Raw genomic sequence first — 25,143 nt, 5'->3', positions numbered from 1 at the left:
GGCGCGCTGTCTTTCGAGGCGCGCGCCTGATGGGCGCGCTGTGGGCCCTGTTCCGGCACGACCTCCGGCTCGCGCGGCGCATCGGCGGGGGCGGCACCACCGGTGTGGTGTTCTTCCTGTGCCTCGTCACCGTCGTGCCCTTCGCGGTCGGGCCGGACCTGAACCTCCTGTCGCGCATCGGCCCCGCCATCCTGTGGATCGCGGCGCTGCTGTCGACGCTGCTCGGCCTTGACAGGCTGTTCGGCTCCGACCACGAGGACGGCTCGCTCGACCTGCTGCGCACCGCGGGCACGCCGCTGGAACTGGTGGTGGCGGTGAAGTGCCTCGCGCATTGGTGCACCACGGGGCTGCCGCTGGTCCTCGTGTCGCCGGTGTTCGGGCTGATGCTGGCGCTCGACGGCCCGTCGCTCGGCGGCGTCGCGGCGACGCTGCTGGTCGGCACCCCGGCGCTGACCTGCCTCGGCGCCATCGGGGCGGCGCTGACGGTGTCGCTGCGCCGCGGCGGGCTGCTGCTGCCCGTGCTGGTGATCCCGCTGGCGATCCCGGTGCTGATCTTCGGCGTGTCGGCCGCCGCGGCGGCGGGCGGCGGCACCGTGCCCTTCGTCACGCCGTTCCTGGCGCTCTGCGGCCTGACGCTCCTGGCGCTCGCCGGCACGCCCTTCGCCGCCGCGGCGGCGCTCCGGCTCACGGCGGAGTGACTCTCCCCGAAGAAGGTGCTCCAATCATCTCAGGCCAAATCGTGCGATGACGGGCGACGGGGTTGCCGAAGTGTGTTGCTCTGAGATCGAAATTTCCATTCAGGATGTGGAAAGAAATGTCGTCGTCATCGACGTCAAGACTGATGTTGGTTCAGTCCAAATCATCGGAGAATGCACCACCTCCAATCGTCGACTTCAGGTCGATGGGGCCCATATACAAGGTCTTCACCCTGGCGCTCTGGGTAGGCGAAAACTCAACGAGATAGTTCAGAAGATAATGGAGCAAGTCGATGTCGATATCATTGAAATCAATGGCGGAGCCAGGACGACAGGCGCCAATCGAGGCCGACCTCCGAAGCAGATCGTCGCTCGACGTCGTCCTTGTCCTTAAACGCGCGTCACAAGTCACGAGACCTGTCGATCTGGCATTGAAGCTGAAAAAGTTTGGGCTCGGCCTTCAGGACGCTCATCGCGCACTCAACCATATCGTCGCCGACGAGGTCGTTCAGTTGCGCCTCGGCAACGCCGATCGAACGACCATGATCGCCGAGCTGGCCGAACTCGGCGTCGCTGCGGAGTGACCCTCAATCGAACCCGCCGAAGCCGGGCGGCCCGATGACGTGGTTCTGGTCCACCCAGGTGACGTTGTAGCCGCCCAAGAACTGCTTCTCGTTCGGCCCCCGGAGCACGTAGGGCGTCCCGTCGGCCTCGCGGTAGACGGTGGACGGGATGGTGGGGCCGACGGCGCGCCGGTCCTCGCCCGGCGCGAGGGCGGGGGCGGGCCCGGTCGTCACCTGGGCGGTCGCCAGCGATGGGGCGGCCAGCGCCAGCGCGAGGGCACAGCCGACCGCGGCGCGGCGGGCGAAGTCGCGGACCGTCATGATGCATCTCCGAGGGGCCAGGGTCCCGGTCCGAACGCGGCCGGACCCTCGACGTTCCCGCCCTGCGGCGCGGAGGTGCCGGGGCCGGGGCTCAGCGGGCGAGCCCCAGCCGCAGCCCGACCCGCCGCGCCAGCGACGCCGAATGGCGCGTGCCCGCCAGCGGCGGCTCCGCGAAGGCGAAGTCGAGGAAACGCCCCACGTCCACGTCGAAGCGCATCCCTTGTTCGGGGTGGGCGGGGTCCCGCTCCTCGGCGCCGCAGAACCAGGCCGCGTGGTGGAGCCCGCCGATGCGGCACAGGGGCTGCACCCAATGGTTCTCCATGCCGCGCGGCATGATCTCCACCACCGCCGTGCCGGGCCGGCAGTAGAGCGCGTTGGCGAAGGCCGCGCCCGCGGCCCCCACCACGGCCTCGGCGCCCGCGAAGAGGGCCATCTGCCGGTCGACGCTCATCCGCCCCGTGTCGACCGCGGCGAAGCCGGCCCGCCGGAGCGCGGCGACGAGTCGTGCCTCGGAGCGCATCGGCCGCCGGTCCCGCCGCCCGCGCGACAGGTAGAGCCGCCGCGGCCCGTCGCCCGTCGGCGCCAGCGCGGCGAGCTGGCGGGCGCGCAGGTCGCGGTAGTTGAAGTTCGGGTTGTGCAGGAAATGGTGCACCGCGCCCGTGTAGACGAGCTCGCCCACCCGCACCACCGGCGCCGCCGTCACGAGCGGGGCGGCGCCCATCAGGGCGAAGTGGCGGGCCTGCCAGGGCTTCAGCGGCGGCACCAGCACGGGATGGGCGGCGAAGAGCCCCGTCGCGTCGAGCGCCGCCAGCGACGACAGCGCGTCCAGGACGAAGTGGCCGTAGTTCATCCGGGCGCCGAACGGCATGGTGAGCAGCGCGCGCTCGACGCGGGGCACGTCGTCGGGCAGGTCGAGCACCGTGTCGCCGCCGTGGCGAACCGCGTGCGGCAGCCCCGACAGGTCGGGCGTCGCGTAGGCGGCCTCCTCCATGGTGAGGCGCATCACGTCGCCGGCCGGGGTGACCACCACGCCCCAGGCCGGGAACAGCAGCACGTCGGTGAGCTTGAAGGCGTCGAGCTGGCCGATGTAGCCCTCCGTTTCCGACCACCAGGGCGGCGCCGGCACCTCGCCGCCGTGGCGACTCGTCGCCCCGGGAAACAGCTCCGCGGCCGGCTCGGGCCGGCGCGGCAGCAGCTCCGCCGAGCAGCTGTCCGGCGAAGCCGCCAGCGCGGCGACGGTGGGGACGCGGGGCAGCGTCGAAACCTCGTCGACCGTCGAGCGCAGAACCAGCCTCAAGCTTCACACCTCCCCGCGGGCACCGCGAAAGGCCGCGGGCCTTTCCCCCGCGTCCCCCTTATGAATGTCGCCGCATTTGCGCTAGAGAAAGTGTCAAGCCGAAGAGACACGCGGCACCACGACGCCAAGGGACGGTCCATGTACGCCCTCGCCAATCCCGCGAACTTCATGCGGCTGTCGGGCCGCGTGCTGCCCTGGCTCGCGGCCCTGTCGGCCGCCACCCTGGCCGTGGGCCTGTATCTCGGCTTCGCTTCGCCCGCCGACTACCAGCAGGGCGAAACGGCGAAGATCATGTTCGTCCACGTGCCCGCGGCCTGGATCGCCAGCCTGGCCTATGCGGCGATGGCGGCGTCGGCGCTGGGCACGCTGGTGTGGCGGCACCCGCTGGCCGAAGCGGCCCAGAAGGCCGTGGTGCCGCTCGGCGCCGCTTTCGCCTTCGTGTGCCTCGTCACCGGTTCGCTGTGGGGCAAGCCGATGTGGGGCACCTATTGGGTGTGGGACGCGCGGCTCACCTCCATGCTGGTGCTGTTCATCACCTATCTCGGCCTCCTGGCGCTGTGGCACACCATCGAGGAGCCGGGCCGCGCCGCCCGCGCGGCGTCGGTGCTGACGCTGGTGGGCGCCATCAACCTGCCCATCGTGAAGTTCTCGGTCGACTGGTGGAACACGCTGCACCAGGGCTCGATCTTCCGCATGACGGGCTCCACGGTCGACAGGTCGATCCTGGTGCCCCTGCTGGTGATGGCCGTGGGCTTCACCCTGCTCTTCGCCACGCTGCACATCGCGTCGATCCGCAACGAGATCCTGCGCCGCCGCGTCCGCCGCCTGATGCTGGCCGCCGCCGCCGACCGCGAGCCCGCGGCGCGGCTCGCCCCGTCCGACGGCCTGGCCACCGAGGCGGCCCTGTCATGAGCGCCATCCCCCACATCGGCTCCATCGTGGCCGCCTACGCGGTCACGGCCGTGGTGCTGGGCGGCACGGTCGCGGCCGTGCTGCTCGACCGGCGCTCGCTCAGGCGGACGCTGGAGCGGCTCGAGGCCCGCGCCGGCCGTGGGCGCGCGGGGACGCCGCGGTGAGCGCCGCCGAGGGGCCCGGGGCTCCCGCGGTCGTGCCGCCGCCCGCGCCGCGGCCCCGCCGCGTCCTGGTGGCCCTGCCGCTGGTGGTCTTCGCCGGCCTCGCGCTGCTGTTCTTCGTCAGGCTCGGCGCCGGCGACCCGTCGCGGATCCCGTCGCCGCTGATCGGCCATCCGGTGCCGGAATTCACGCTGCCGCCGCTCGCCGGCCGGCCCGCGGCCCCGGCGGCTGCGGCCGGGCTCGACGCCGCGGCGCTGAAGGCCGGCCACGTCACCCTGGTCAACGTCTTCGCGTCCTGGTGCGCCGAATGCCACGACGAGCACGAGGTCCTGATGGCGCTGGCGAAGAGCCCGCGCCTCCAGGAGCTCGGCATCCCCATCGACGGCATCGCCTACAAGGACAAGGCGGAGGACGCGCGCCGCTACCTCGGCCAGAAGGGCGACCCCTATGCGGCGGTGGGCGACGACCGCACGGGCCGCACCGCCATCGACTTCGGCGTGTACGGCGTGCCCGAAACCTTCGTGGTGAAGGGCGACGGCACCCTGGCCTACAAGTTCATTGGCCCCGTCACGCCCGACAACATCGGCACGCTGGAAGCCGAGATCGACAAGGCGGCGGCGCCGTGATGGCGGCGGCCGGCCGCGAGACCGGCCGCGAGACCGTCCCCGGCGCATCCGCCCGGTTCCTCGCGCGTCCCGGCGATGGCGCGCCGCCGCGTCCCGGTGTCCGAGCCTCCCCGGCACGGTTCCCCGCGCTATGTCGAGCCACAGGCCCGCATCCCGGGCCGCAGCGCGAGGAAACGGAACCCATGAAGCCCGACAGCCCTCACGGCATCGTCATCACGCCGCATCCCGGCCGCGTCACGGTGCTCTTCGCCGGCCGCACCGTGGTCGACACCACGCGGGCGCTCGACCTCGCCGAGGGCGCGATGCGGCCGGTGATCTACGTGCCCCGCGAGGACGCCGACATGGCGGCCTTCACGCCGACGCCCCGCCACACGCATTGCCCGTTCAAGGGGGAAGCGAGCTACTTCACCCTCGCGGCCGAGGGTCGCGAAGCGCAGAACGCGGTGTGGAGCTACGAGGCGCCGCTGCCGGGCGTGTCCGCCATCGCGGGCCACCTCGCCTTCTATCCGGACCAGGTCGACATCCGGCAGGGTTGACACGAGGCTCCCGTCCGATCGGCGGGGACGCCGCGCGGCGGCTTCCCCGCGGCGGCGCCAGACGGGCACCGCTCGGCGTTTCCACCGGATCGACGACGGGGCTTCGCGCGTTGGGGCTCACCGTGCGGGAGGCCCCGCGCGCAACAGCGAGCATTGACCATGTCCACCGATCTCGAAGGGTTACAGGTGGCGATCCTGGCGACGGACGGCGTCGAGCAGGTCGAGATCCTGGAGCCCATGAAGGCCCTGAAGGCGGCGGGCGCCGACGTGAAGGTGGTATCGCTCAAGACGGGCACCATCCAGGCCATGAACGGGGATGTGAACCCGGGCGACAAGATCCCGGTCGACTTCGACCTGTCCGTCGACGTCGAGATGTTCGACGCCCTGGTGCTGCCGGGCGGCACCACCAACCCCGACAAGCTGCGCATGAGCGAGGACGCGGTCGAGTTCGTCCAGCACTTCGTGGACAGCGACAAGCCGATCGCCGCCATCTGCCACGGGCCCTGGATGCTCATCGAGGCGGACGCGGTCGAAGGCGTGCAGCTCACCTCCTGGCCGTCGCTGCGCACCGACATCGAGAACGCCGGCGGCGAATGGGTCGACGAGGCCTGCGTCCGCGACGGGCTCCTGGTCACCTCGCGCAAGCCCGACGACATTCCCGAGTTCTGCAGGCAGATGATCGAGATGTTCGGCGAGGACGCCGAGGAGGACGAGGGCTGAAAAGCCGCGAACGAGCGGCTTCCGGGCCGAGGCGGGGAAACGTTTCCCTGATGTCTTCCGAGGGGCGCTCCGGGGCGGGCACGATGCGGCCGTTGACCGTGAACGGGCGTCGCCGCGGAGGGTGCCGGGGCGCGCGACAACGGGACCGCCGCACGATCGGCGGCCCCGCGCCGCGGACCTGCGGACGGTCGCGGCCGGACCTGGCGGACACCGGGCAGAGTCCCTGAGTTGCATCCATGGCGCAAAAGGACGCGTCCTGAAATCAGACAATGGCAGCGCGCGAGGTAGAATGGCGCTGCCGCCTTTATAAAATTGATTTTACGAGACCGTCACGGGCGCGAGATGAACGGCGTTTAGGATTGCCACTTTTTTGACCCCTGCACCGGTGTTGCGGAGGGGCAACATCGCCAGACTCGTTGCCCGGGCAAAACCGCAAAGCGGTCCTCGTTACTTCAAAACTCATTTTCAGCTAAGTGTGTCTGGATAGGTCTCATTCAACGGCGGTTTTGCGGCGCCCCCTCGTGGCGCCCGACCGATCAACGCTTCGACCGACGGATGCACCACATGACTTTCGCGAAGAGCCTGCTGCTCGGTACCGCAGCCCTGATCAGCGCAGCCAGCCTCGCCCAGGCCGCCGACCTGCCCGTCGCCAAGGCGGCCCCGGTCGACTACGTCCGCGTCTGCGATTGGACCGGCGCAGGCTTCTTCTACATCCCCGGCACGGACACCTGCATCAGCATCGGCGCTCAGGTCCGCATCGAAGGCGTCTTCATCAGCAACTCGCGCACGCTGGCCCCGGTCGGCACGGCGACCAACGCAGCTAATCGCATCATCGTCCCGGCCCGCGACCGCGATGAGAGCGGCTTCCTCGCGCGCGTCCGCCTCGGTGTCGACACCCGCACCCAGACCGCTTACGGCACGTTGCGCGCCTTCATCCAGTACCAGATCGACCGCGTGCAGGGCACCTACGCCGAGGGCGGCCTGTCCGGCGGCGCCAGCACCATCACCAATTCCGGCGGCAACAACGCCACGCTGCGCCGCGGCTTCATCCAGTTCGCCGGCATCACCGCCGGCCGCGTCCAGTCGTTCTTCGACTTCTACGCCGACAACTACAACTACGAAGGTATCGCCAACTCCGACTTGGCGCAGAACGTCCTCGCCTACACCTATCAGGTCGGCGGTGGCCTGTCGGCGACCTTCTCGATCGAGGACCGCAACGCCCGCAATCTGAGCGCGCAGGGTCTCGGCTACATCACCGGTGGCACCCAGGCGACGACCTCATCGGTCCGCTACGCCGGTGAAACCATCCCCGATCTCGTCGGCGTGCTGCGCTACGACCAGGCCTGGGGCTCCGCCCAGCTGTCGGCCGCCTATCACGAGATCCAGGCCGAGTCCGGCCCCTTCGCCGGCACTGGCGGCCAAGGCTTCTCCGGTCAGGACGCGGACGGCTTCGCGGTCCAGGGGGGCGTCCGCCTGAAACTGCCGATGCTGGCCGCCGGCGACGACCTCTGGGTCGAAGGCGCTTACCAGAACGGCGCCTACCTGTATCAGGACTCTGCCTACTACATCAATCAGGGGTTCAGCTCGGCCTACCTCGGCGGCTTCCAGCACATCGACCGCGACGCCATCGCGATCCGCACGCCCGGCACGGCCAACGGCGCCTTCACGCTGCAGAAGGGCGAGGGCTTCTCCGTCATGGCCGCCTTCAACCACTACTTCACGCCGAACTTCCACGATGTGATCTTCGGCTCCTACGAGCAGACCTCCTATGGCCGCGCCGGCCGGATCGACTGGACGCAGGGCGGCCTCGGCTTCGCCGAGCAGTACAAGATCGGCAACCAGTTCCTGTGGGATCCCGCGAAGAACCTCGAGTTCGGCCTCGAGTTCGACTATGCCAAGATCAACCAGACGCTGGCTCACAACGTCAACCAGGCCGCGACGGCGCTGCCCGTCGGCGTGTCGAAGAACCCCGATGCCTTCGAGGCTCGCCTCCGCGTCGAGCGCGATTTCTGATCGACGCTTCTCCGAACACCTTCGAAAGCCCGGCGCGAGCCGGGCTTTCTGCGTTCGGAGCGGATCAGCGCGGCGTCGGCCGCCCGAAGCTCTGCGCCAGGAACTGGCCGCCATGGGTCAGGCCCGAGCCGTCGATGCCGTGCGCGACGCCCATCGACAGGTGCCACTGCGCCGGGATCTCGGCCTTGCCGAGGCTTTCGGCGGCGTCGAACAGCGCGTCGACCGGGATCACGGTGTCGCGGTCGCCGTGCACCAGCAGCACGGCCGGCGGCCGCCCCGCGGCGGCGCGCGCCGTGGCCTCGCCGAGGTGTTCCGGGCCCACCAGCAGGCCCGAATAGCCCAGGATCGCGGCCGGCGCCCGCGCGCGCCGCAGCCCCGTGTGCAGCGCCATCATGGTGCCCTGGCTGAAGCCCACCAGGGCCAGCTTCCCGTCGTCGAGCCCCGTGCGGGCCAGTTCCGCGTCGAGGAAGGCGTCGAGCGTCGGGCGCGCCTTGACGACGCCGGTCCAGCGTTCGGCGGGATCGCGCATCGTCAGCGGGAACCATTGCCGCCCCGTGGGCGCCTGCGTGCAGCGCTCGGGCGCGTGCGGCGCCACGAACTCGGCGTCGGGCAGCCAAGCCTGCCACTGCCGCCCGATCTCGATCAGGTCGTTGCCGTCTGCCCCGTAGCCGTGGAGGAAGACCACGAGCTGTCGGGTGTGGCGGGAGCGCGCCGGCAGGCGCGGGCCGTCGATGGGGGCCAAGGCGGGATCCTCGTCGTGGGTGTCGATGCGCCGGACATCGGCGCTCGCGGCGGACGGGTCAAGGTTGGGTCGGCGGTCCTCGATGCCGTATCGCCGTCCGGGTCGAAGCGAGCCGGACCCCGATCACCCCCCGTCCCCCAGCCCGATGCCGAGCCCGCTGCGCCCCTTCACGGCGCGGTAGTAGCTCCACAGCAGCCGCGCCGCGACGGCGCGGTACGGGCGCCAGCGCTCGGCGATGGCCGCCAGGGCGGCCCGGTCCGGCCGGGCATCGAGCTTCAAGGCCAGGCGCGCCGCTTCCTCGAGCGCGACGTCGCCGGGCGGCCACGCGTCGGCGTGGCCGAGGCAGGACAGGAGGTAGAGCTGCGCCGTCCAGGGTCCGATGCCGCGCAGCGCGGTGAGGCGGGCCGCCGCCGCCTCGGCCGGGAGCGCCGCGAGCGCGTCGAGCGCCAGCCGGCCCTCGGCCACCGCGGCCGCGGCGGCGCGCAGCGTCAGCACCTTGCCGGTCGACAGCCCCGCCGCCCGGAGCACGGCGTCGTCGGCGCGGAGCAGCGCCGGCGCGTCGAGGGGGTCGAGCGCCGCGCGGAGGCGGCCGAAGATCGCCGCCGCGCTGGCGGTCGAAACCTGCTGCGACACCACCAGGGCGGCCAGGCCCTCGAAGCCCGGCGCCCGGCGGCGCAGCGGCGGCCGGCCGCCGACGGCGACGAGGTGGGCGACGAGCCCGGGGTCGCGCTCCGCCAGGGCGGCGAGCGCGCGGTCGAGGTCCCCTTCGCCGTCGATGGCCGCGGCGGCGCGCGGGTCCTGCGTCATTTCCCCCATGACCGATCCCCCCGCGCCGTGCGAACCTGCCGGGCAGGGGAGCCGGGGAGCGACGGGACGGTGGCGGGTGTGACGGACCATGAGGCCGAGCGGGGCGGAGCCCGCGTGTTCCGCTTCGCCCCTTCGCCCAACGGCCTGCTCCACCTCGGCCACGCCCTGTCGGCGCTGATCAACCGCGACGCGGCCGCGGCCGCCGGCGGCACCCTGCTGCTGCGGCTGGAGGATATCGACCGCGAGCGTTGCCGGGAAGCCTACGCGGCCGCCATCGTCGACGACCTCGGATGGCTCGGCGTGGCCTGGCCCGAGCCGCCGCGGCGGCAGTCCGAGCATTTCCCGCTCTACCGGTCCGCGCTCGACCGGCTCGCGGCGCGCGGCCTCGTCTACCCCTGCTTCTGCACGCGCGGCGCCGTGCTGGCGGCGAGCGCCGCCCGCGCCGCCGCGGACGGGCGGCCCCGCCCCGTCGACCCCGACGGCGCGCCGCTCTATCCCGGCACCTGCCGCCACCTGCCGCCGGCCGAGCGGGCGCGCCGCCTCGCCGAAGGCTCGCCGGCGGCGCTGCGGCTCGACGTCGCGAAAGCGCTCGCCGAGGATGCGGCGCCGCTCGCGTGGCGCGAATGCGGCGACGGCGGGGGCGGGGACGCGCCCGCGCGCGACGTCGCCGCCGACCCCGCCACCTGGGGCGACGCGCTCCTGGCCCGGCGCGAGGTGCCGACGAGCTACCACCTGTCCGTCGTGGTGGACGACGCCGCCCAGGGCGTCACCGACGTGGTGCGCGGCGTCGACCTGTTCGGCGCCACCGCGCTGCACCGCCTGTTGCAGCGCCTGCTGGGCCTGCCCGCGCCGCGCTACCACCACCACCGCCTGGTGCTCGACGCGGGCGGCCAGAAGCTGTCGAAGAGCCGCGGCGCCCCGTCGCTGCGCGACCTGCGGGGGGAAGGGCTGACGCCGGCCGACATCCGGCGCCGGGTGGGGCTCCCCGCGTGACGCGGGGGCGGTCCCGGTGATCCGCGTCGCGCCCCATCGCGACGCCGCGCTCCCGGGGGACGTGCGGGTGGTCCGGGTCGACCTGGATTTCGCCGTGCCGCTGTCCGACCCGCTGTTCGACGTCCTGTCCGACGGCGAGCGGGACGAGGCCGCGCGCTTCCACCGCGCCGTCGACGCCCTCCGCTTCGCCGCCGCGCGGGCCGTGCTGCGGCGGGAGCTGGGCGCCGCGCTGGGCGCCGCGCCGGCGGCGCTCCGCTTCCTGCGGTCCGACCGGGGCCGTCCCGCGCTGGACGCGGGAGGACCGCCGCCGCTCGACTTCAACGTGGCGCACGGCGGCGGCCACGCCCTCGTGGCCTGGTCCCCGCTGCGGCGCGTCGGCGTCGACGTCGAGCCCGTGCGGGCGGATTGGGACTGGCGCCCGCTGTCGCGCCTCGTGCTGGGCCCTGAGGACGCGCGCTTCGCCGCCGCCGAGGACGCCTCGCCCCTGTTCTTCGACGTTTGGACCGCCAAGGAGGCGCTGCTCAAGGCCGACGGGCGCGGCATCGCCGGCGGGCTCGACGGTTTCTCGGTGCTGTCGGGCGACGCCGACCGCCCCCGCGTCGCCGGCGCCACGGTTCTGGCGGCGGACCTGCGGCGCTTCGAGGCCCGCTGGCTGCGCGGCATCCCGGGCCACGCGGCCTGCCTGGCTTGGTCGTCCGGACCGGGGCTCGCCTGATCGCGACCCGCGACCGTCAGCCCCGCCACGCCATCCCGGCCATGGCGCCCGCGAAGGGCTTCGGCAGCGGCGCCGCGAGGTCGCCGCGCTTGCTCGTCGACAGGCCCAGGCCCGCCAGCGCTTCGACGAAGCGCACCGCGATCCCCACGCCGTCGATCACCGGGACTCCGAGCTCGCGCTGCAGGTCGGCGGCGAGGTCGGCCATGCCGGCGCATCCGAGCACGATGGCGCCCGACCCGTCCTCGTCGAGCGCCCGGCGGCATTCCGCGAGGATCCGGCCGCGGGCGTCGGAGGCGGGATCGTCGAGCTCCAGAACGGCGAGTTCCGTCGCCCGCACCCGTCGGCAATGGTGCTCCATGCCGTAGTTCCGCAGGAGGTGCTCGGCGATGATGCGGGTGCGGCCGAGGGTGGTGACGACGCTGAAGCCGGTGGCGAGGAAGCTCGCCGCATGCATGGCCGCCTCGGCGATGCCGAGCACGGGGCCGCGCGCGGCTTCCCGCGCGGCGAGCAGGCCGGGGTCGCCGAAGCAGGCCACCACGTAGCCGTCGCAGCCGTCCCGTTCGCCGGCGCGGATCTCCTCCAGGAGGCCGATGACGCTCACCGCTTCGTCGTAATGGCCCTCGATCGAGGCCGGCCCCGACGGCGAGGTGGCGGCCACGATCTCCGTCCCCGCGGACGCCGCCGCCCGCGCCGCCGCGGCGATCACCGCCGTCATCGATGCGGTGCTGTTGGGATTGATGACCTTGATGCGCATGGCGATGGACCCCGATCGTCGGCTGGGCGTTTGCGGCGTAGTTGTGGCACGTGTGGCCCACGCGGCGCGGCGCGACAAGCGGGGCGCCGGGCGAGTTCAGTGCCCGTTCAGGGCGCGAAGGCTTCCATCGGACGCGAGGTCGCCCCCGGCATTCGGGGGCGGGCGGTCCGAACCCTGTGACAAACGACGAGAGGATGACGACCATGAGGACATTGATCGCCGGCTGCATGTTCCTGGCCCTGGGCGCCACGAGCGCGATGGCCCAGGCCGCGACCCCCGGTGCCGCCGCCCCTGCACCGGCCCCTGGCGCCGCCGCCCCGGCCGCCCCCGCGCCGTCGCCGACGGGCCCCGCCGCCACGGCACCGAAGCCCATGGACCAGAAGCCCATGATGGCCGCGCCCATGCAGCGGAAGCCGATGATGCGCCACGGCGCCACGATGAAGAAGCCGATGATGCGCCGGTCGGCCATGCATCACGGCATGATGATGAAGCATCACGGGATGATGATGCGCCACCACGCCATGATGATGAAGCACCATCGCATGATGGGTCATCGCGGCATGATGATGAAGCATCATCGCATGATGATGCACCATTCGCGCATGATGAAGAAGCACAGCTACGCTTATCGCCGCGCTCACTTCACCAACGGCATGATGCGCAAGAGCATGATGCGTCACCACACCATGCACCATGCCATGCACCACCGCATGATGCACAAGGCCATGTGATCGGCCCCCGCCCGGATACGGGCGGGGACGAAGGAGAAGCCGGGCTCGCGCCCGGCTTTTTCATGTCGGCAGGGCCAGCAGGCCGGCCGCGCCGTTGCGGGTGCCGAAGACCAGCCTGGTCCCCGCCGCGTTCCACGCCAGCGCCGAGATGGCGCCGCCCGCCTGGTCCTCGCGGCGGATCAGGATCTCGGAATTGTCCTTCATCCGCACCATCAGCACGAACCCGTCGTCGTAGCCGAGCGCCAGCACGCCGGCGCGCGGGTGGAACGCCACCTGGGACACCCGCACGGACCGCACGCCGCATTCGCGCGGCGGCTTGCCCATGGGGCCGTCCTTGCCCTCGAAGGGCCACACCACGCAGGCTTCCGCGCCCGAGGTGGCGAGCCAGGCGCCGTCCGGAGACCACGACAGCGAGCGCGGCTTCGCCGGATAGCCCGACATGCGCATGTGCTTGGAATCGGAGACGCGCCAGCCGTGCATGGCGTTCTCCTGCATGGTGGTGACGACGAAGCGGCCGTCGGGCGACCACACGACGTCGAGGTGCGAGCCCTTCCAGTCCAGCGCCTGCGGGGGCTCGGCGGCGTTGGGGAACCACAGGGACGCGCCGTTGTAATGGCTGAAGGCCAGCCGGTAGCCCTTCGGCGCGAAGGCCACGCCCCGCACCGAGGACTGGGCCTCGACGCTCTTCACCTCGCCCTTGGCCGAGCGGGCCCGGACCGTGCGGCCGCTCGCCCAGGCGACGGCGCCGTTCGGGTGCAGGGCGAGGGCGTCGACCCAGCCCTTGCCGGCGCCGAGTTCCTCCGTCGAGCCGTCGGCGCGGGTCGCCACGATGCGGCCGTCGTCGCCGCCCGTCACGATGCGGTCGCGGTCGGCGGCGGCGCAGAGCACGGCGCCGTCCGGGTGGGCGGCGGCGCGCCGGTCTCCGTCCGCGCCGAGCAGCACCGTGCCGTCGCCGAGCGCCAGGGCCGGGACGTCGCCGAGGAAGCAGGCGGCGGTGACGTGGGCGCCGGCCGCGATCGGGGCGACGTTGGCGGACAGGCTGTCGGTGGGGGCGGGCGGCATCGGCGGTTCCGGGTGAGCGTCAGAGCGAGAAGCCGCCGTCGACGAGGTGGATGGTCCCCGTCGTGTAGCGCGACTCGTCCGACGCCAGGTAGACCGCCAGCATGGCGACCTCCCCCGCGGTGCCGAGGCGGCCCATCGGCTGGCGGTCGACGAAGGCCTGGTGGACGGCGGCCCGCGTCTGGCCCGTGGAGGCCGCCAGCGCGTCGATGCGGTCGTCGAGCGACGGGCTCTCGATCGTGCCGGGGCAGATGGCGTTGCAGCGGATGCCGCGCTTGATGAAATCGGCCGCCACCGCCTTCGACAGGCCGATCACCGCCGCCTTGCTGGTCCCGTAGACGTAGCGGTTGGGGATGCCCCGAACCGAGGACGCGCCCGACGCCACGTTGACGATGGACCCCGCCCCGCGCTCCAGCATGCCCGGCAGGAACGCCCGGACCGTGCGGTGCATGGACTTGACGTTGAGGTCGAAGGAGAAGTCCCAGTCGGCCTCCGAACACTCCAGCACGCTGCCGTGGTGGACGAAGCCCGCGCCGTTGAACAGCACGTCGATCCCGCCGAGGTCGCGCGCCAGCGCTTCGACGGCCTCGGTCGAGCGCACGTCGAGGGCGCGGCGGTCGGCGCCGTCGAGGCCGGCGAGCTTGGCCGGGTCGAGGTCGGTGGCGACCACGCGGGCGCCTTCGGCCAGGAAGGCTTGCGCCGTGGCGCGCCCGATGCCCTGGCCGGCGGCCGTCACCAGCGCGATCTTGCCCAACAGACGTCCCGCCATCCTGGCCTCCCCCGAGCTTCTCGTGGGGGACGGGGGTAGGAGGGGGCGGGACGCTTGTCAAACCGCCGAGCCGCGGCGGTCGTGGCGCGATCCCGGCTGGATGGACGAGCGTGTCCGTTCAGGAGCTGGCGCGACGCCTCCGCCCGATGACTGGAAGCTGCTTCGCTTTGAATGGTGCGTTTGAAAAACTTCGCTTCGGGTACCCCGTCATGGGATTGAAAGCGAAGCACCTTCCTCACTTCGCTTAGGGTACACCCATATGGAAGCTTACGAAGTTGCGCCTTACGGGTCTGATCCGTCTGCGCGGCATTACATCACCATGGCTTCGTAAAGCGTTCGGCAACCCAGACAGGCGATGGTCGGCCCACGTGTTCGGTATGAAGCCGACCATAGGGGCAACCCAGTGCTGCGCGACATGCGGTCGTCGGCCGGTGATCGGATGACGGGTATGATCAACGACCTGGTGCCGACTGGGTTCTCGTCCGTTGCGGCGATGAAGCTGCTGAAGACCATGGATGCAACCATGGAGACCAATAGCTCGTTTCTCGCCACCGCTAACTCGACGGCGTTCGATACCACCTCGCAAAAGACCCTCTCGGGCGACACGATGTTCTCCATCATCGCCGCCGCCGCAAGCACAAAAGCAACTCCGCCGCCGTCCGATAAGGCGTCAAGTGATAAAACAGGATCACAATCGACGACTGGTGAGGTGGCCCTCGCTAAAGATCCATATCACCAAAAAAGCTACACCATCGAAGAAGCAGCGCAAAATTACTATGCATTCCAGAATATGGTTGCGAACAGCTTTAGGACAGCCGGAGGCGAAACAGATAATCTTTCAAACGGACAGATTTTAGCTGAGCAAGAAGGTTTTCAGGGGCAACAGGCAGCTGAATTTGCAAATGCATTTGATAATCAAACTCTCAAGGTTAGCGACGCAGCCAGCCTTAATGTCGATGCAAAATACACGGAAACCTTTTTCAAATCTGCCGATGGCAATATCTCAGGCAACTCTGAATCGACGTCAGTCAACTCGACAGCCTGGCGGTCATACCTCGATAAGAACCCGAACACGATATGGACTGGAGACTTCGGTTACAAGGGAAGTAGTAGTGGTCTCATATTTAGCTGGTGAGAGCAGCAGGCGATAGTGCCTGCTTCTCCACACAGAACTACTGAGATATTGTAAAAGTCACCATGCCGTTACTGCAATCCGCTAACGTCTGATTTTGAACAGTCACATTGCAGGCGGGGTGACTCGTCCCGCCGGGTCCAGATTTCTGTGATGCCGTCGCAGTGATATTGTGGCACGCGCCGGCAGTGAACTGAGAGTCGATCGACGTGTTGAAATGGCAGGCGTAGTCGGTCGTTCCGACAGTACCGCCCCAGTCCTGGTTCCAGAATCCGCTGCTGCTGCTCTTCGTGACGACGGACTCCGTCGCATTCTTTCCAGCAACAGCGCTATTCTGGTTAATGGTGCAGCCAATGGTGCTGCTACAAGTCGAACTCTCGATAGTAAGCGTCGACGACTGGAGATTGTTGATGATCGTTATGCGAGCGGTTGTCTGCGTCGCCGTCTGAGCAATCGCGCCTCCGGCATAGAAGGATACGATCGCGGCCGCGATCAGAAAGGCTTTCCTCGGCATGCTTATCTCTGATGCTCGGTTGAGCATAAAAAGCCTAACGGGAGGTTGATCGAAACTGCAAGGGGCTCAACGAGTCAGTCGGAAATAATGCACCTAGCGTTGCAATTTAGCACCTAGAGACGGCTCGCGGCATTACCCCTTCTGAGTCGGTGCACCATGGATTAAATCGACGATCCCACAGCACCTCAATCACAATAGAAGCCTCAATCTGCCCTGCAACAGGGTTCGATTTTGGTATACCCAAAGCGAAGAAGACGCATGAGGGACCCCGCCCCGGGTCCTCCAGCGCTCGGAGGCACCGTGATCGTCCGCCGGAGGGTGGTCCCGTCCCGGAACCGGCCGAACCGCTCCGAGTCCGATGCAGGTCCTCACCGAGGGGCCGGAGTGGCACACCGTTCTCCCGCGCGGGGCGCTCGGGTTGGAGGGCGGACGCGGCGGCCACCGATCCGGGCCACCTTCCACCCGGTCGCGCCATGCCTCCAGCCCCCACCCTTGCGCCCGCCCGCGATCTTTGCCACATAGGCGCCGGGAGGTTGGCGAAGGGCGTTTCACCCGCCAACCGGGTCAGATCCGGAAGGAAGCAGCCCTAACGGGACCGAGCGGGTCTTCGTCCAATCTCCTACTCTGCCCGCCTCGAGGCTTCGCTTCGGCCGGCCCCGTCCCCATCTCGAAGGCCAGGTCAGCCGTCCGCGCGAAGGGGATCCGCTTGTCGTCCGACAACAACTACCGCGTCCTCGCCCGCAAGTACCGGCCGACCCATTTCGACGACCTGATCGGCCAGGAGGCGCTGGTCCGGACGCTGTCGAACGCCTTCGACCTCAGCCGCATCCACCAGGCCTACCTCTTGTCGGGCGTGCGCGGCGTCGGCAAGACCACCACGGCGCGCATCATGGCCCGCGCCCTGAACTATCACCGGCCCGCCGCCGAGGGCGCCGACCTCATCGACGCGCCGACGATCCGCATGCCCGGCCTCGGCACGCATTGCCAAGCCATCATCGAGTCGCGCCACGTCGACGTCGTGGAGATGGACGCCGCGTCCCACACCGGCATCGACGACGTGCGCGAGCTGATCGAGGGCTCGCGCTACCGCCCCGTGATGGCGCGCACCAAGGTGTACATCATCGACGAGGTCCACATGCTGTCCAAGGCGGCCTTCAACGGCCTGCTGAAGACGCTCGAGGAGCCGCCGGACCACGTCAAGTTCCTGTTCGCCACCACCGAGGTCGACAAGGTCCCGGTGACGGTCAGGTCGCGCTGCCAGCGCTTCGACCTCCGCCGCGTCGAGGCCGACGTGATGATGGCGCACCTGAAGTCCATCTGCACCCGCGAAGGCGTCGAGATCGACGACGAGGCGCTGGTGGTCATCGCCCGCGCGGCGGAGGGCTCGGTGCGCGACGCGCTGTCGCTGCTCGACCAGGCCATCGCCCACGGCGCCGCCCATGCCGCCACCGGCCGCCCCCATGTCGGGGCCGACGGCGTCCGCGCCATGCTGGGCCTGGCCGACCGGGGCCGCATCATCGACCTGTTCGAGGCCGTGATGGGCGGCCGCCTGCCCGACGCCATGACGGGGCTGAAGCTGCTGCACGACAGCGGCGCCGACCCCGGCCACGTGGTGTCCGACCTGGCCGACTTCGTCCACCTCGTGACGCGGCTGAAGCTGGTGCCGGACGCCGCCAAGGACCCGGCCCTGACCGAGGAGGAGCGGCGCCGCGGCGGCGCCTTCGCGCAGGCGCTGTCGCTGCCGATCCTAACGCGGACGTGGCAGCTCCTCGTCAAGGGCTTGGCGGACGTCAAGGACGCGCCGCGCCCGATCCAGGCCGCCGACATGGTCCTGGTGCGCCTCGCCTGCGCGGCCGACCTGCCCACGCCCGACGAGGCGCTGAAGCGGCTGATGTCCCTGCCGGCCGGCGACGGCGCCCCGTCGCTGCCGCCCCCCGGCGGCGGGGGCGGGGTTCCCCGCATCGCCAGCATGGGCGGGGGCTCGGCCGCGGCCGTCGCGGTGGGCACGCCGATGCGCCACGGCCCGGTGCCGCACGGCGCCCCCATGGCGTCGGCGCGGCCGGCCGCGGCGCCCCAGCCCTCCGCCGGGCTCGCCGCTTTCGCCGACGTGGTGGCGCTGGCCCAGGCGCGGCGCGACATCCAGCTCAAGCTCGCGCTCGAACGCGACGTCCGCCTCGTGCGTTTCGAGGACGGCCACATCGAGTTCGAGCTCGCGCCCGAAGGCTCGCGCGACACCGCCGCCAACCTCGGTCGCCGCCTCGCCGAATGGACGGGCGTGCGCTGGATGGTGTCGGTGGTGTCGGGGGGCGGCGCGCCGACCATCCGCGAAACCGCCGACGCCAAGGCCCGCAGCGAGAAGGACGACATCGCCGCCGACCCCACCGTGCGCCTGCTGCTCGACACCTTTCCCGGCGCCGAGATCGTGGCGGTGCGGTCCTTGATCGAGCCCGTGGCGCCCGCGCCCGTCGCCGCGGCGGCGCTCGATGCGCCGGACGACGACATCGGCTATGCCGAGGACGATTTCACCGACGACGACCTTTGAGGAGGAGGGGATTATGGCCGACATCATGGGCCTGATGAAGAAGGCGCAGGAGCTTCAGGGCCGCGTCGCCGACATCCAGAAGGAGCTGGAAGCCCTGGACGTCGAGGGCGCCGCCGGCGGCGGGCTCGTGCGCGTCACCCTCACCGGCAAGGGGACGCTGAAGGGCGTGGCGATCGACGACTCGCTGTTGAAGCCGGACGAGAAGGAGATCCTCGAGGACCTCCTCGTCGCCGCCCACGCGGACGCGCGCGCCAAGGCCGACCGCGCGGCGGAAGAGAAGATGAAGGGCGCCACCGCGGGCCTGCCCTTGCCGCCCGGCTTCAAGCTGCCGTTCTGAGCCGGATGGCGTAGGCCCACCCACGCCCTCCGGCTCGTCTTCCCTGCCAGGAGAAGCGGACACCCGTGGGTCGACCCATGCGTGTCCGCTCGGCGGAACCCGATCTCACCCGGCTATTCAGGACCCCGCATGCCCGACCGCGTCGTCGGCCCCGAGATCGAGCGGCTGATCCAGCTCCTGGCGCGCCTGCCGGGCTACGGCCCGCGCTCGGCGCGTCGCGCGGCCCTGCACCTCATGCGCAAGCGCGAGGAGCTGCTGAGCCCGCTCGCCGACGCGCTGCGGGTCGCCAAGGAGCGCATCGTCACCTGCGAAAGCTGCGGTTCCGTCGACACGCGCTCGCCCTGCTCGATCTGCGGCGACAACCGGCGCGACGCCGCGCAGCTCGTCATCGTGGAAACGGTGGGCGACCTGTGGGCGCTGGAGCGGGCCGGCGTCGTGAAGGGGCGATACCACGTCCTCGGCGGCACCCTGTCGCCGCTCGACGGCGTCGGTCCCGCGGACCTCAACCTGCACGGCCTCGTGTCGCGCGTCGCCGGGGGCGACGTGCGGGAGGTCATCATCGCCGTCAACGCCACCGTGGACGGCCAGACCACGGCCCACTACGTCACCGACATGCTGTCCCACCTCGGCGTCAAGGTCACGCGCCTCGCCCACGGCGTGCCGGTCGGCGGCGAGCTCGACTACCTCGACGAGGGGACGCTCGCGGCCGCGATCCGGTCGCGGACGGCGTTCTGAGGCGGGCAGGGCGCGCTCGCGCCCGGCCCAGATCGATCCTCGCGTGGGCGATCCTCAGGGCGCGGGGCCGGGCCCGAAGCCGAAATAGGCGAAGATCAGCACGTTCAGCCCGACGAAGGCCAGCACCAGCCCGTCGATCCAGGCGGCCGGGAACATGGTCCGCCCCCGGGCCCCGTTGGCGTGCCCCGCCCCGAAGGCGATCAGGAAGACGCCGAACACGAGGCCGACGATGGTGCTGCTGGTCACGCGCGGCCCTGCCGAAATGTTTCGAGGTCGCGGCACGCGAACTCCCCACCGTCATGCCGGGTTGGCCGCCGCGACGCCAGCCCGCCGACGGAGGACCTTTTGACCCCCACCAACATCAAGCACGCCGTCTTCGAAACCAGCCGCCACGCCGACGGCAGTGCCAAGGTGCAGATCGTGGGCGCTTTCGGCACGTTCGGCATCGTGGTGCCGGCCGCCTGCCATTCAGAGCCCATGACCGAGCACCAGAAGATCGAAGCGCTGCGCAACGCGCTGAGCGCCATGGGCGAAGCGTCCGAACTGCTGAAGGGGCATCTCGGCAGGATCGACCCGCACGGCGAAACGCCGCACAAGCCCGAGGTGCCCGCGCCGGCCGCCGCCGAGCTGGCGTGACACGCGACCCGGCGCGGCGTTCGGGCGGAGCCGTCCTGCGCGCGCCGGGGCAGGTCGCGACCGGATCGAGGGACCTGACCGCGTGAAGACGCCTTCAACGACGGAGAGAGGGAGGCGGTGACGCGACCCGCGGCGACAGCCCGGAGCCGTCGGACCCGAGGCGCGTGGCGGATCACGGTTCGCGCGGCGGCGCCGACAGCCGCACCGGCAGCGTCCCGATGCGCAGCGCGCGGCGCAGCGCCCGCGACAGCGCGTCCACCGCCATCGACAGGCCGGCCGTGGCCAGGATCAGGACCACCGCCACGTCGAGCCGCAGCTCCGAGATGGCGCCGTCGACGTAGAAGCCGAGCGTCGCCACCCCGAGGATGCCGAAGATGGCGCTTTCCCGCAGGATGATCTCCCAGCGGTACAGCGCGTAGGCGAGGAACTGGCCGTAGAGCCGCGGCAGCGTCTCGTAGAAATAGAGGTCGGGCCCCCGCGGCGCGTCGCTCCGGTAGGGCAGGGCGTCGGCCTGCCGCCCCATCAGGTATGCCACGACGGCGCCGTTGTGCAGCGTCAGAGCGATCACGGCGGGCAGCATCGACGGCCCCAGCGTTTGCAGCAGCACGTAGGCCAGCATGTAGTCGGGCGTCGAGCGCACGACCACCAGCAGCGCGCGGCCGACCGGCCGGCCGAAGCGCCCGGCGAAGCGGCGGCACACCAGAGGGAACAGGACGAGCGACAGGATCGCGGTGCCGCAGAGCGCGATCTGCGACAGGATCAGCGTGTCGAGCGCGCCGGGCAGCACCTGGTGGACGAGGAGGTCGCCGAGCCAGCGGGCGAAGGCGTCCCAGGGCGCCGCCGTGGACAGGTCGGCCCCGCGCAGCGGCACCGGCACGACATCCCGGGTGGCGAAGCGGACGAGGTTGTCCAGGACGTGCCCGGCCGGCAGGCCGGCGGGGATCACCAGCAGGGCCCCGACGAGGAGGGGCGGCACGGTCCAGCCCCGCGCCCACAGGCGCCGCGTCGCCACGAGGCCGTAGAAGCAGAACAGCAGCGCCGCGGCCTGGCTGAACTCGCCCCGCTTGAAGGCGGTGTCGAGCTCGAAGCCGATCGTGGGCAGGCCGATGAAGCCCAGCACCAGCGTGGAGCGCAGCCCGCATTCGAGCCGGTACATCGCGTAATGGCCGAACTGCCCCGCGAGGTCGGGCAGGCGGGCGAACAGGAAGGCCGACACCGTGCCGGTGCGCTCGGGCAGCACCCGCAGGGCCGACAGGTCCGCCTCCTCGATGATCTCGGAGAACACCTTGGCGAAGATGCCCGCGTAGGGCAGCGCGATGGCGAGCACGCCGGTCAGCGGCCCGAGCCCCAGCACCTGCATCAGGAGCAGCGCCCAGAACAGCTCGTGGATCGAGCGCAGGACGGCGCAGAGCGCCCGCACGGCGCGCCGCCGCGGAAAGAACAGCGCCATGAGGAAGCCCGCCGCTCCTCCCGCGCCCACGCCCAGCACCGCGAACGCCACCGTGTCGGCCAGCGCCCGGCCGTCCACCGCCAGCAGGTCCGGCGTGGCGAGGCCGCGCAGCAGGCGCAGCATCTCGCCCCAGGGGTGCGAAGCCGTGACGGCGAGGTCGCCGCAAGCGAGCGCGACGGCGCCGCCGACCAGGAAGGCGAGGCTCGTGTTGGCGAAGCCGAGCCGCGCGCGGCCGAAGCGCAGGCGCAGCGCGTCGAGGGGCGGGCGGAGCGGCGCGACGCTCACGCGCCACACCATGGCGCGGTGCTCCTCACCTCCGGCCCCCGCTCGGGATGGGGAGCGACGCGGCCGGCCGCGACAGCCATCGCGTCACCCCTCGTAGAACCGCGCGAGGTCGGCGGGGGTCAGCTCCGCCGCAGGGGCGTCGAGCGCCACGGCGCCGCCGTCGAGGGCCAGGATGCGCGTCGCGTGGGCCAGCGCCAGGCGCACGTCGTGCAGCGCCAGCACCAGCGTTTCGTGCCGTGCCGCGAGCCGCCCCAGCACGGCCGCGCCCTGCACGGGATCGAGCGCCGACACCGGCTCGTCGCCGACCGCGATGGGCCGGCCGTTGTGGAGGGCCCGCGCCACCGACACGCGCTGCTGCTGTCCCCCCGACAGTTCGCCGGCGGGGCGGAAGATTTCGGGCTCGAGGTCCACGTCCCGCAGCACGGCCCGCACCGCTTCCACCTCGGCCCCGACGGGCCACACGAGGTTGCGCAGGTTGAACAGGGCGGAGTGGCGGTCGAGCCGGCCCATGTAGACGTTGTGGAACACGCTCAGCGTCCGCACCAGGGCGGCGCCCTGCGGCACCAGGGCGGCGCGGCCCCCCGCCCGGGCGTAGACGAGGTTCAGCAGCGTCGACTTGCCGGCACCCGAGCGTCCGAGCAGCGCCACACGCTCGCCGGCCAGGATCGTCAGGTCGATGTCGCGCAGCACGACGCGGCCCGCGTAGCCGACGGCCGGTTCCCGGAGGTGGATCGCGGCCTCGGCCATGGGGGTCAGTTCAGGAGGCCGGCTGCCTTGGCGACCACCTCGACCGGGGCGTATTCGGCGTTGTCGGCGGGGACGAACTTCGAACGGCCGAAGGGGGCCAGGATGGCGGGATCGGCGATGCCGACCAGCGTGTCCTTCACCTTCTGGGTAAAGCCGGCCCCGAAGGTGGCGTCCGCGTCGCCGCGGATCGTCCACTGGTAGTCGGGGAAGGGCGGCGACTGCCAGATCACCGACACCTTGGACTCGTCGACCACCCCGGCCTTCCGGTCGAGGTCCCACACCGAATAGTCGACCACGCCGACGTCGTAGGCGCCGGACTGCACGAGCTGGATCGTGCGCGAATGGTCGCCCGAGAAGCCGACGCGGGGGAAGACCTGCTCGGGCGCCTTGTCGTCGAACGTCCGGCGAAGGTAGTATTCCGGCATCACGCGGCCCGATGTCGACGTGCGGGCGCCGAACGTGAAGGTGTGGCCCGCGATGGCCTTCTGGATGTCGGGCGCGCTCTTCAGCCCGGTGGCGGCGTTGGCGATCATGTAGCTCTTGAAGGCGGTGTCCTCGGCGCCCTGGGCGATGGCCTGGGAGCCCGGCACCTTGGCGCGGGCCTGCACGCCGGTGATGCCGCCGAACCAGGCGAGCTGCACGTCGCCGTTGACGAAGCTGGTCACCGCCGCCGGGTAGCTCTTCACCGGGACGTAGCGCACCGGCACGCCGAGCTTCCCTTCGAGGTAGGCGGCGACCTTGCCGAAGCGTTCGGCGAGGCGCGTCTCGTCTTGGTCGGGGATGGCGGTGAACACGAAGGCCGGCTTGTCGGCGGCCGGTGCCGCCGCGGCCGCCTGGGCGAAGCCCAGCAGCGCGGCGGCGATCGTGAACTGGGCTGCGAGCTTCATCGTGGCATGTGTCCCAGGGTGTCAGGCGACCGTGACGGTGGCGTCGCCCGCGTTGAAGGTGCCGATGACGGACGCGCGGCCGAAGCCGCGCTCGCGGGCCTTGGCCAGCACGGCCTCGAGGCCGTCGGGCGACACCGCCACGAGCAGGCCGCCGCTCGTCTGCGGGTCGCACAGGAGGTCGCGCCCCCAGGCGGGGAGGGCCGGCCCGAGCTTCACCTCGGCGCCGAAGCTCGCCCAGTTGCGCGTCGAGGCTCCGGTCCTGATCCCCGCGGCGGCGAGGTCGGCGACCCCGTCGAGCAGCGGCAGGGCCGCGAAGTCGATCGACAGGCCGAGGCCGGAGCCGCGCACCATCTCCAGCGCGTGGCCGAGCAGGCCGAAGCCGGTGACGTCCGTCATGGCGCGGACGCCGGGCAGCGCCGGCATGTCGGCACCCAGCACGTTGACCTGCGTGGTGGAGGCCACCATGGCGGCATACCCCTCGTCCGACAGGGCGCCGCGCTTCAGCGCGGCGCCCTGGATGCCGACGCCGAGCCCCTTGGTGAGCACCAGCCTGTCGCCCGGCTTCGCGCCCACGTTGCGCAGCACCCGGTCCGGATGGACCAGGCCCAGCGCCACGAGGCCGTAGACGGGCTCGGGCGTGTCGATGGAATGCCCCCCCGCCACCGGGATGCCGATGTCGGCGCAGACCGAGGCGCCGCCGCCGAGGATCTCCTGGATGGTTTCGACCGGCAGCTTGTCGATCGGCATGCCCACCACCGCCAAGGCGAAGATGGGCGTGCCGCCCATGGCGTAGACGTCCGACAGGGCGTTGGTCGCGGCGATGCGGCCGAAGTCGCGCGGGTCGTCGACGATGGGGGTGAAGAAGTCGGTGGTGGCGATGAGCGCCTGGGCGTCGTTCAGCCGGTACACGGCGGCGTCGTCGCCGGTCTCGATGCCGACCATCATGGCGGCGTAGGGCCTGGCCTCCGGCATCTTCGCCAGGATGTCCCGCAGGACGGAGGGGGCCAGCTTGCAGCCGCAGCCGCCGCCGTGGGCGAGCGACGTCAGGCGGAACGGGGCGTCCATGGCGCTTTCCCCCAAAGGCGAAGTCGGGACGCGATAATAGGGGAGATCGGGGCGGCGGTGAAGCCGGCGGCGGCCGGGGTCGATCAGACTCGATTCAGCATGGCGCAGTTTCACCCTGTTCACGGGTGCGGCATGGGCGCCAGGGCGGCGCGGGCTTCATACGACGTCATGGAGTTTCCGCCCAGGGTGGAGCCATCGGCCCCGGTGGCTCCGCTCAAAGGTCCTGTTCGATGTCGCGCTCGTCGCTGGTGGCCCTCGTCGCCGTCGCTTTCTCTTCGGCCGCCGCCGCGGCCGACCTTCCGCAGCCGGCGTCGCCGGCTCCTGTCCGGGCAGCCCCGATGCCGCGCTCGACCTCGACCGGCGTCCGCGTGGCCGGCGTCGACCACGAGTCCTGAGGCA

30 protein-coding genes and 1 other RNA gene are annotated in these 25,143 nt (G+C 71.1%); 18 read left to right on the top strand and 13 right to left on the bottom strand.

Going from position 1 to position 25,143, the window contains the following annotated elements; translation table 11 throughout:
• Positions 1 to 29 precede the first annotated feature (29 nt).
• Positions 30 to 698 (top strand): heme exporter protein CcmB, encoded by a 669-nt coding sequence (gene ccmB / locus D3273_RS16790; protein ID WP_428977786.1) that lies wholly within the window; start codon positions 30 to 32, stop codon positions 696 to 698.
• 290 nt (positions 699 to 988) lie between these two features.
• Positions 989 to 1,279 (top strand): hypothetical protein, encoded by a 291-nt coding sequence (locus tag D3273_RS16785; RefSeq protein WP_129228042.1) that lies wholly within the window; start codon positions 989 to 991, stop codon positions 1,277 to 1,279.
• 3 nt (positions 1,280 to 1,282) lie between these two features.
• Here D3273_RS16785 and D3273_RS16780 read toward each other — a convergent pair whose 3' ends face one another.
• Positions 1,283 to 1,579: a hypothetical protein gene (locus D3273_RS16780; RefSeq protein ID WP_129228041.1), complete on the bottom strand. Its 297-nt coding sequence runs from the start codon at positions 1,577 to 1,579 to the stop codon at positions 1,283 to 1,285.
• Between the two features lie 91 nt (positions 1,580 to 1,670).
• On the bottom strand, positions 1,671 to 2,876 hold the full coding sequence (locus D3273_RS16775) for a glycosyltransferase family 61 protein (protein WP_129228040.1): 1,206 nt from the start codon (positions 2,874 to 2,876) through the stop codon (positions 1,671 to 1,673).
• A gap of 138 nt (positions 2,877 to 3,014) precedes the next feature.
• Between D3273_RS16775 and D3273_RS16770 the strand changes: the two genes are divergently transcribed.
• From D3273_RS16770 to D3273_RS16745, 6 genes are all read left to right on the top strand, one after another.
• Positions 3,015 to 3,788: a heme ABC transporter permease gene (locus tag D3273_RS16770; RefSeq protein ID WP_245501223.1), complete on the top strand. Its 774-nt coding sequence runs from the start codon at positions 3,015 to 3,017 to the stop codon at positions 3,786 to 3,788.
• Positions 3,785 to 3,952: a heme exporter protein CcmD gene (gene ccmD, locus D3273_RS16765; protein ID WP_129228038.1), complete on the top strand. Its 168-nt coding sequence runs from the start codon at positions 3,785 to 3,787 to the stop codon at positions 3,950 to 3,952. The genes D3273_RS16770 and ccmD overlap by 4 nt, the downstream gene beginning before the upstream one ends.
• A complete protein-coding gene (locus D3273_RS16760; protein WP_245501222.1) occupies positions 3,949 to 4,575 on the top strand; it encodes a DsbE family thiol:disulfide interchange protein in 627 nt (208 codons plus the stop codon). The genes ccmD and D3273_RS16760 overlap by 4 nt, the downstream gene beginning before the upstream one ends.
• Positions 4,576 to 4,757: 182 nt before the next feature.
• Positions 4,758 to 5,111: a DUF427 domain-containing protein gene (locus tag D3273_RS16755; protein WP_129228037.1), complete on the top strand. Its 354-nt coding sequence runs from the start codon at positions 4,758 to 4,760 to the stop codon at positions 5,109 to 5,111.
• A 159-nt stretch (positions 5,112 to 5,270) separates the two neighbouring features.
• Positions 5,271 to 5,831, top strand: coding sequence for a type 1 glutamine amidotransferase domain-containing protein (locus D3273_RS16750; RefSeq protein ID WP_129228036.1), 561 nt, complete (start codon positions 5,271 to 5,273; stop codon positions 5,829 to 5,831).
• Between the two features lie 564 nt (positions 5,832 to 6,395).
• A complete protein-coding gene (locus D3273_RS16745; protein WP_165359530.1) occupies positions 6,396 to 7,844 on the top strand; it encodes a porin in 1,449 nt (482 codons plus the stop codon).
• 64 nt (positions 7,845 to 7,908) lie between these two features.
• On the opposite strand, the gene D3273_RS16740 is transcribed toward D3273_RS16745, so the two are convergent.
• Together D3273_RS16740 and D3273_RS16735 are read right to left on the bottom strand one after the other, a co-directional pair.
• A complete protein-coding gene (locus tag D3273_RS16740) occupies positions 7,909 to 8,586 on the bottom strand; it encodes an alpha/beta hydrolase (RefSeq protein WP_129228034.1) in 678 nt (225 codons plus the stop codon).
• Between the two features lie 123 nt (positions 8,587 to 8,709).
• Complete coding sequence (locus D3273_RS16735) at positions 8,710 to 9,402, bottom strand: DNA-3-methyladenine glycosylase family protein (RefSeq protein WP_129228033.1); 693 nt, start codon at positions 9,400 to 9,402, stop codon at positions 8,710 to 8,712.
• Between the two features lie 69 nt (positions 9,403 to 9,471).
• On the opposite strand from D3273_RS16735, the gene gluQRS reads away from it, so the two are divergent.
• Positions 9,472 to 10,386 carry a tRNA glutamyl-Q(34) synthetase GluQRS gene (gene gluQRS / locus D3273_RS16730; RefSeq protein ID WP_129228032.1) on the top strand — a complete coding sequence of 305 codons (915 nt, stop codon included), beginning with the start codon at positions 9,472 to 9,474 and terminating at the stop codon, positions 10,384 to 10,386.
• A gap of 16 nt (positions 10,387 to 10,402) precedes the next feature.
• A complete protein-coding gene (locus tag D3273_RS16725) occupies positions 10,403 to 11,101 on the top strand; it encodes a 4'-phosphopantetheinyl transferase family protein (RefSeq protein WP_129228031.1) in 699 nt (232 codons plus the stop codon).
• Between the two features lie 16 nt (positions 11,102 to 11,117).
• Here D3273_RS16725 and D3273_RS16720 read toward each other — a convergent pair whose 3' ends face one another.
• Positions 11,118 to 11,855: an aspartate/glutamate racemase family protein gene (locus D3273_RS16720; RefSeq protein ID WP_129228030.1), complete on the bottom strand. Its 738-nt coding sequence runs from the start codon at positions 11,853 to 11,855 to the stop codon at positions 11,118 to 11,120.
• A gap of 203 nt (positions 11,856 to 12,058) precedes the next feature.
• Here D3273_RS16720 and D3273_RS28810 point away from each other — a divergent pair, with 203 nt between their 5' ends.
• Entirely contained in the window at positions 12,059 to 12,586 is a 528-nt protein-coding gene (locus D3273_RS28810; protein WP_207210800.1) for a hypothetical protein, read from the top strand.
• A gap of 60 nt (positions 12,587 to 12,646) precedes the next feature.
• Here the strand turns inward: D3273_RS28810 and D3273_RS16710 are convergent, their stop codons facing one another.
• Together D3273_RS16710 and D3273_RS16705 are read right to left on the bottom strand one after the other, a co-directional pair.
• On the bottom strand, positions 12,647 to 13,648 hold the full coding sequence (locus D3273_RS16710) for a WD40 repeat domain-containing protein (protein WP_129228029.1): 1,002 nt from the start codon (positions 13,646 to 13,648) through the stop codon (positions 12,647 to 12,649).
• Between the two features lie 19 nt (positions 13,649 to 13,667).
• On the bottom strand, positions 13,668 to 14,414 hold the full coding sequence (locus D3273_RS16705) for an SDR family oxidoreductase (RefSeq protein WP_129228028.1): 747 nt from the start codon (positions 14,412 to 14,414) through the stop codon (positions 13,668 to 13,670).
• 448 nt (positions 14,415 to 14,862) lie between these two features.
• Between D3273_RS16705 and D3273_RS16700 the strand changes: the two genes are divergently transcribed.
• Positions 14,863 to 15,549, top strand: coding sequence for a hypothetical protein (locus D3273_RS16700; protein WP_129228027.1), 687 nt, complete (start codon positions 14,863 to 14,865; stop codon positions 15,547 to 15,549).
• A gap of 37 nt (positions 15,550 to 15,586) precedes the next feature.
• On the opposite strand, the gene D3273_RS16695 is transcribed toward D3273_RS16700, so the two are convergent.
• A complete protein-coding gene (locus D3273_RS16695; RefSeq protein ID WP_129228026.1) occupies positions 15,587 to 16,060 on the bottom strand; it encodes a hypothetical protein in 474 nt (157 codons plus the stop codon).
• A 527-nt stretch (positions 16,061 to 16,587) separates the two neighbouring features.
• Between D3273_RS16695 and ffs the strand changes: the two genes are divergently transcribed.
• From ffs to recR, 4 genes are all read left to right on the top strand, one after another.
• Positions 16,588 to 16,684: signal recognition particle sRNA small type (gene ffs / locus D3273_RS16690), an RNA gene on the top strand.
• Between the two features lie 76 nt (positions 16,685 to 16,760).
• Complete coding sequence (locus D3273_RS16685; RefSeq protein WP_428977787.1) at positions 16,761 to 18,602, top strand: DNA polymerase III subunit gamma/tau; 1,842 nt, start codon at positions 16,761 to 16,763, stop codon at positions 18,600 to 18,602.
• A gap of 13 nt (positions 18,603 to 18,615) precedes the next feature.
• Complete coding sequence (locus D3273_RS16680) at positions 18,616 to 18,939, top strand: YbaB/EbfC family nucleoid-associated protein (RefSeq protein ID WP_129228025.1); 324 nt, start codon at positions 18,616 to 18,618, stop codon at positions 18,937 to 18,939.
• Between the two features lie 129 nt (positions 18,940 to 19,068).
• Positions 19,069 to 19,674, top strand: coding sequence for a recombination mediator RecR (gene recR / locus D3273_RS16675; RefSeq protein ID WP_129228024.1), 606 nt, complete (start codon positions 19,069 to 19,071; stop codon positions 19,672 to 19,674).
• Between the two features lie 54 nt (positions 19,675 to 19,728).
• Here the strand turns inward: recR and D3273_RS16670 are convergent, their stop codons facing one another.
• Positions 19,729 to 19,920, bottom strand: coding sequence for a hypothetical protein (locus D3273_RS16670; protein ID WP_129228023.1), 192 nt, complete (start codon positions 19,918 to 19,920; stop codon positions 19,729 to 19,731).
• A gap of 99 nt (positions 19,921 to 20,019) precedes the next feature.
• On the opposite strand from D3273_RS16670, the gene D3273_RS16665 reads away from it, so the two are divergent.
• Positions 20,020 to 20,310 carry a hypothetical protein gene (locus D3273_RS16665; RefSeq protein ID WP_129228022.1) on the top strand — a complete coding sequence of 97 codons (291 nt, stop codon included), beginning with the start codon at positions 20,020 to 20,022 and terminating at the stop codon, positions 20,308 to 20,310.
• Between the two features lie 172 nt (positions 20,311 to 20,482).
• On the opposite strand, the gene D3273_RS28315 is transcribed toward D3273_RS16665, so the two are convergent.
• The 4 genes from D3273_RS28315 to selD all read right to left on the bottom strand — a co-directional run bounded on the left by D3273_RS28315 (position 20,483) and on the right by selD (position 24,744).
• Positions 20,483 to 22,057 carry a PhnE/PtxC family ABC transporter permease gene (locus tag D3273_RS28315; protein WP_165359529.1) on the bottom strand — a complete coding sequence of 525 codons (1,575 nt, stop codon included), beginning with the start codon at positions 22,055 to 22,057 and terminating at the stop codon, positions 20,483 to 20,485.
• Positions 22,058 to 22,129: 72 nt separating this feature from the next.
• Positions 22,130 to 22,792 carry an ATP-binding cassette domain-containing protein gene (locus D3273_RS16655; RefSeq protein WP_129228021.1) on the bottom strand — a complete coding sequence of 221 codons (663 nt, stop codon included), beginning with the start codon at positions 22,790 to 22,792 and terminating at the stop codon, positions 22,130 to 22,132.
• Between the two features lie 5 nt (positions 22,793 to 22,797).
• Positions 22,798 to 23,679: a putative selenate ABC transporter substrate-binding protein gene (locus D3273_RS16650; RefSeq protein ID WP_129228020.1), complete on the bottom strand. Its 882-nt coding sequence runs from the start codon at positions 23,677 to 23,679 to the stop codon at positions 22,798 to 22,800.
• A 21-nt stretch (positions 23,680 to 23,700) separates the two neighbouring features.
• Positions 23,701 to 24,744, bottom strand: a complete 1,044-nt coding sequence (selD, locus tag D3273_RS16645; protein ID WP_129228019.1) for a selenide, water dikinase SelD — start codon at positions 24,742 to 24,744, stop codon at positions 23,701 to 23,703.
• Between the two features lie 230 nt (positions 24,745 to 24,974).
• Here selD and D3273_RS28310 point away from each other — a divergent pair, with 230 nt between their 5' ends.
• Positions 24,975 to 25,139, top strand: a complete 165-nt coding sequence (locus D3273_RS28310) for a hypothetical protein (protein WP_165359528.1) — start codon at positions 24,975 to 24,977, stop codon at positions 25,137 to 25,139.
• The last annotated feature ends 4 nt before the right edge of the window (positions 25,140 to 25,143 follow it).

It is taken from the genome of Lichenibacterium minor, assembly GCF_004137685.1.
GTDB classification, from domain to species: Bacteria; Pseudomonadota; Alphaproteobacteria; order Rhizobiales; family Beijerinckiaceae; genus Lichenihabitans; species Lichenihabitans minor.
This window is presented reverse-complemented; position numbering and strand designations above follow the sequence as displayed.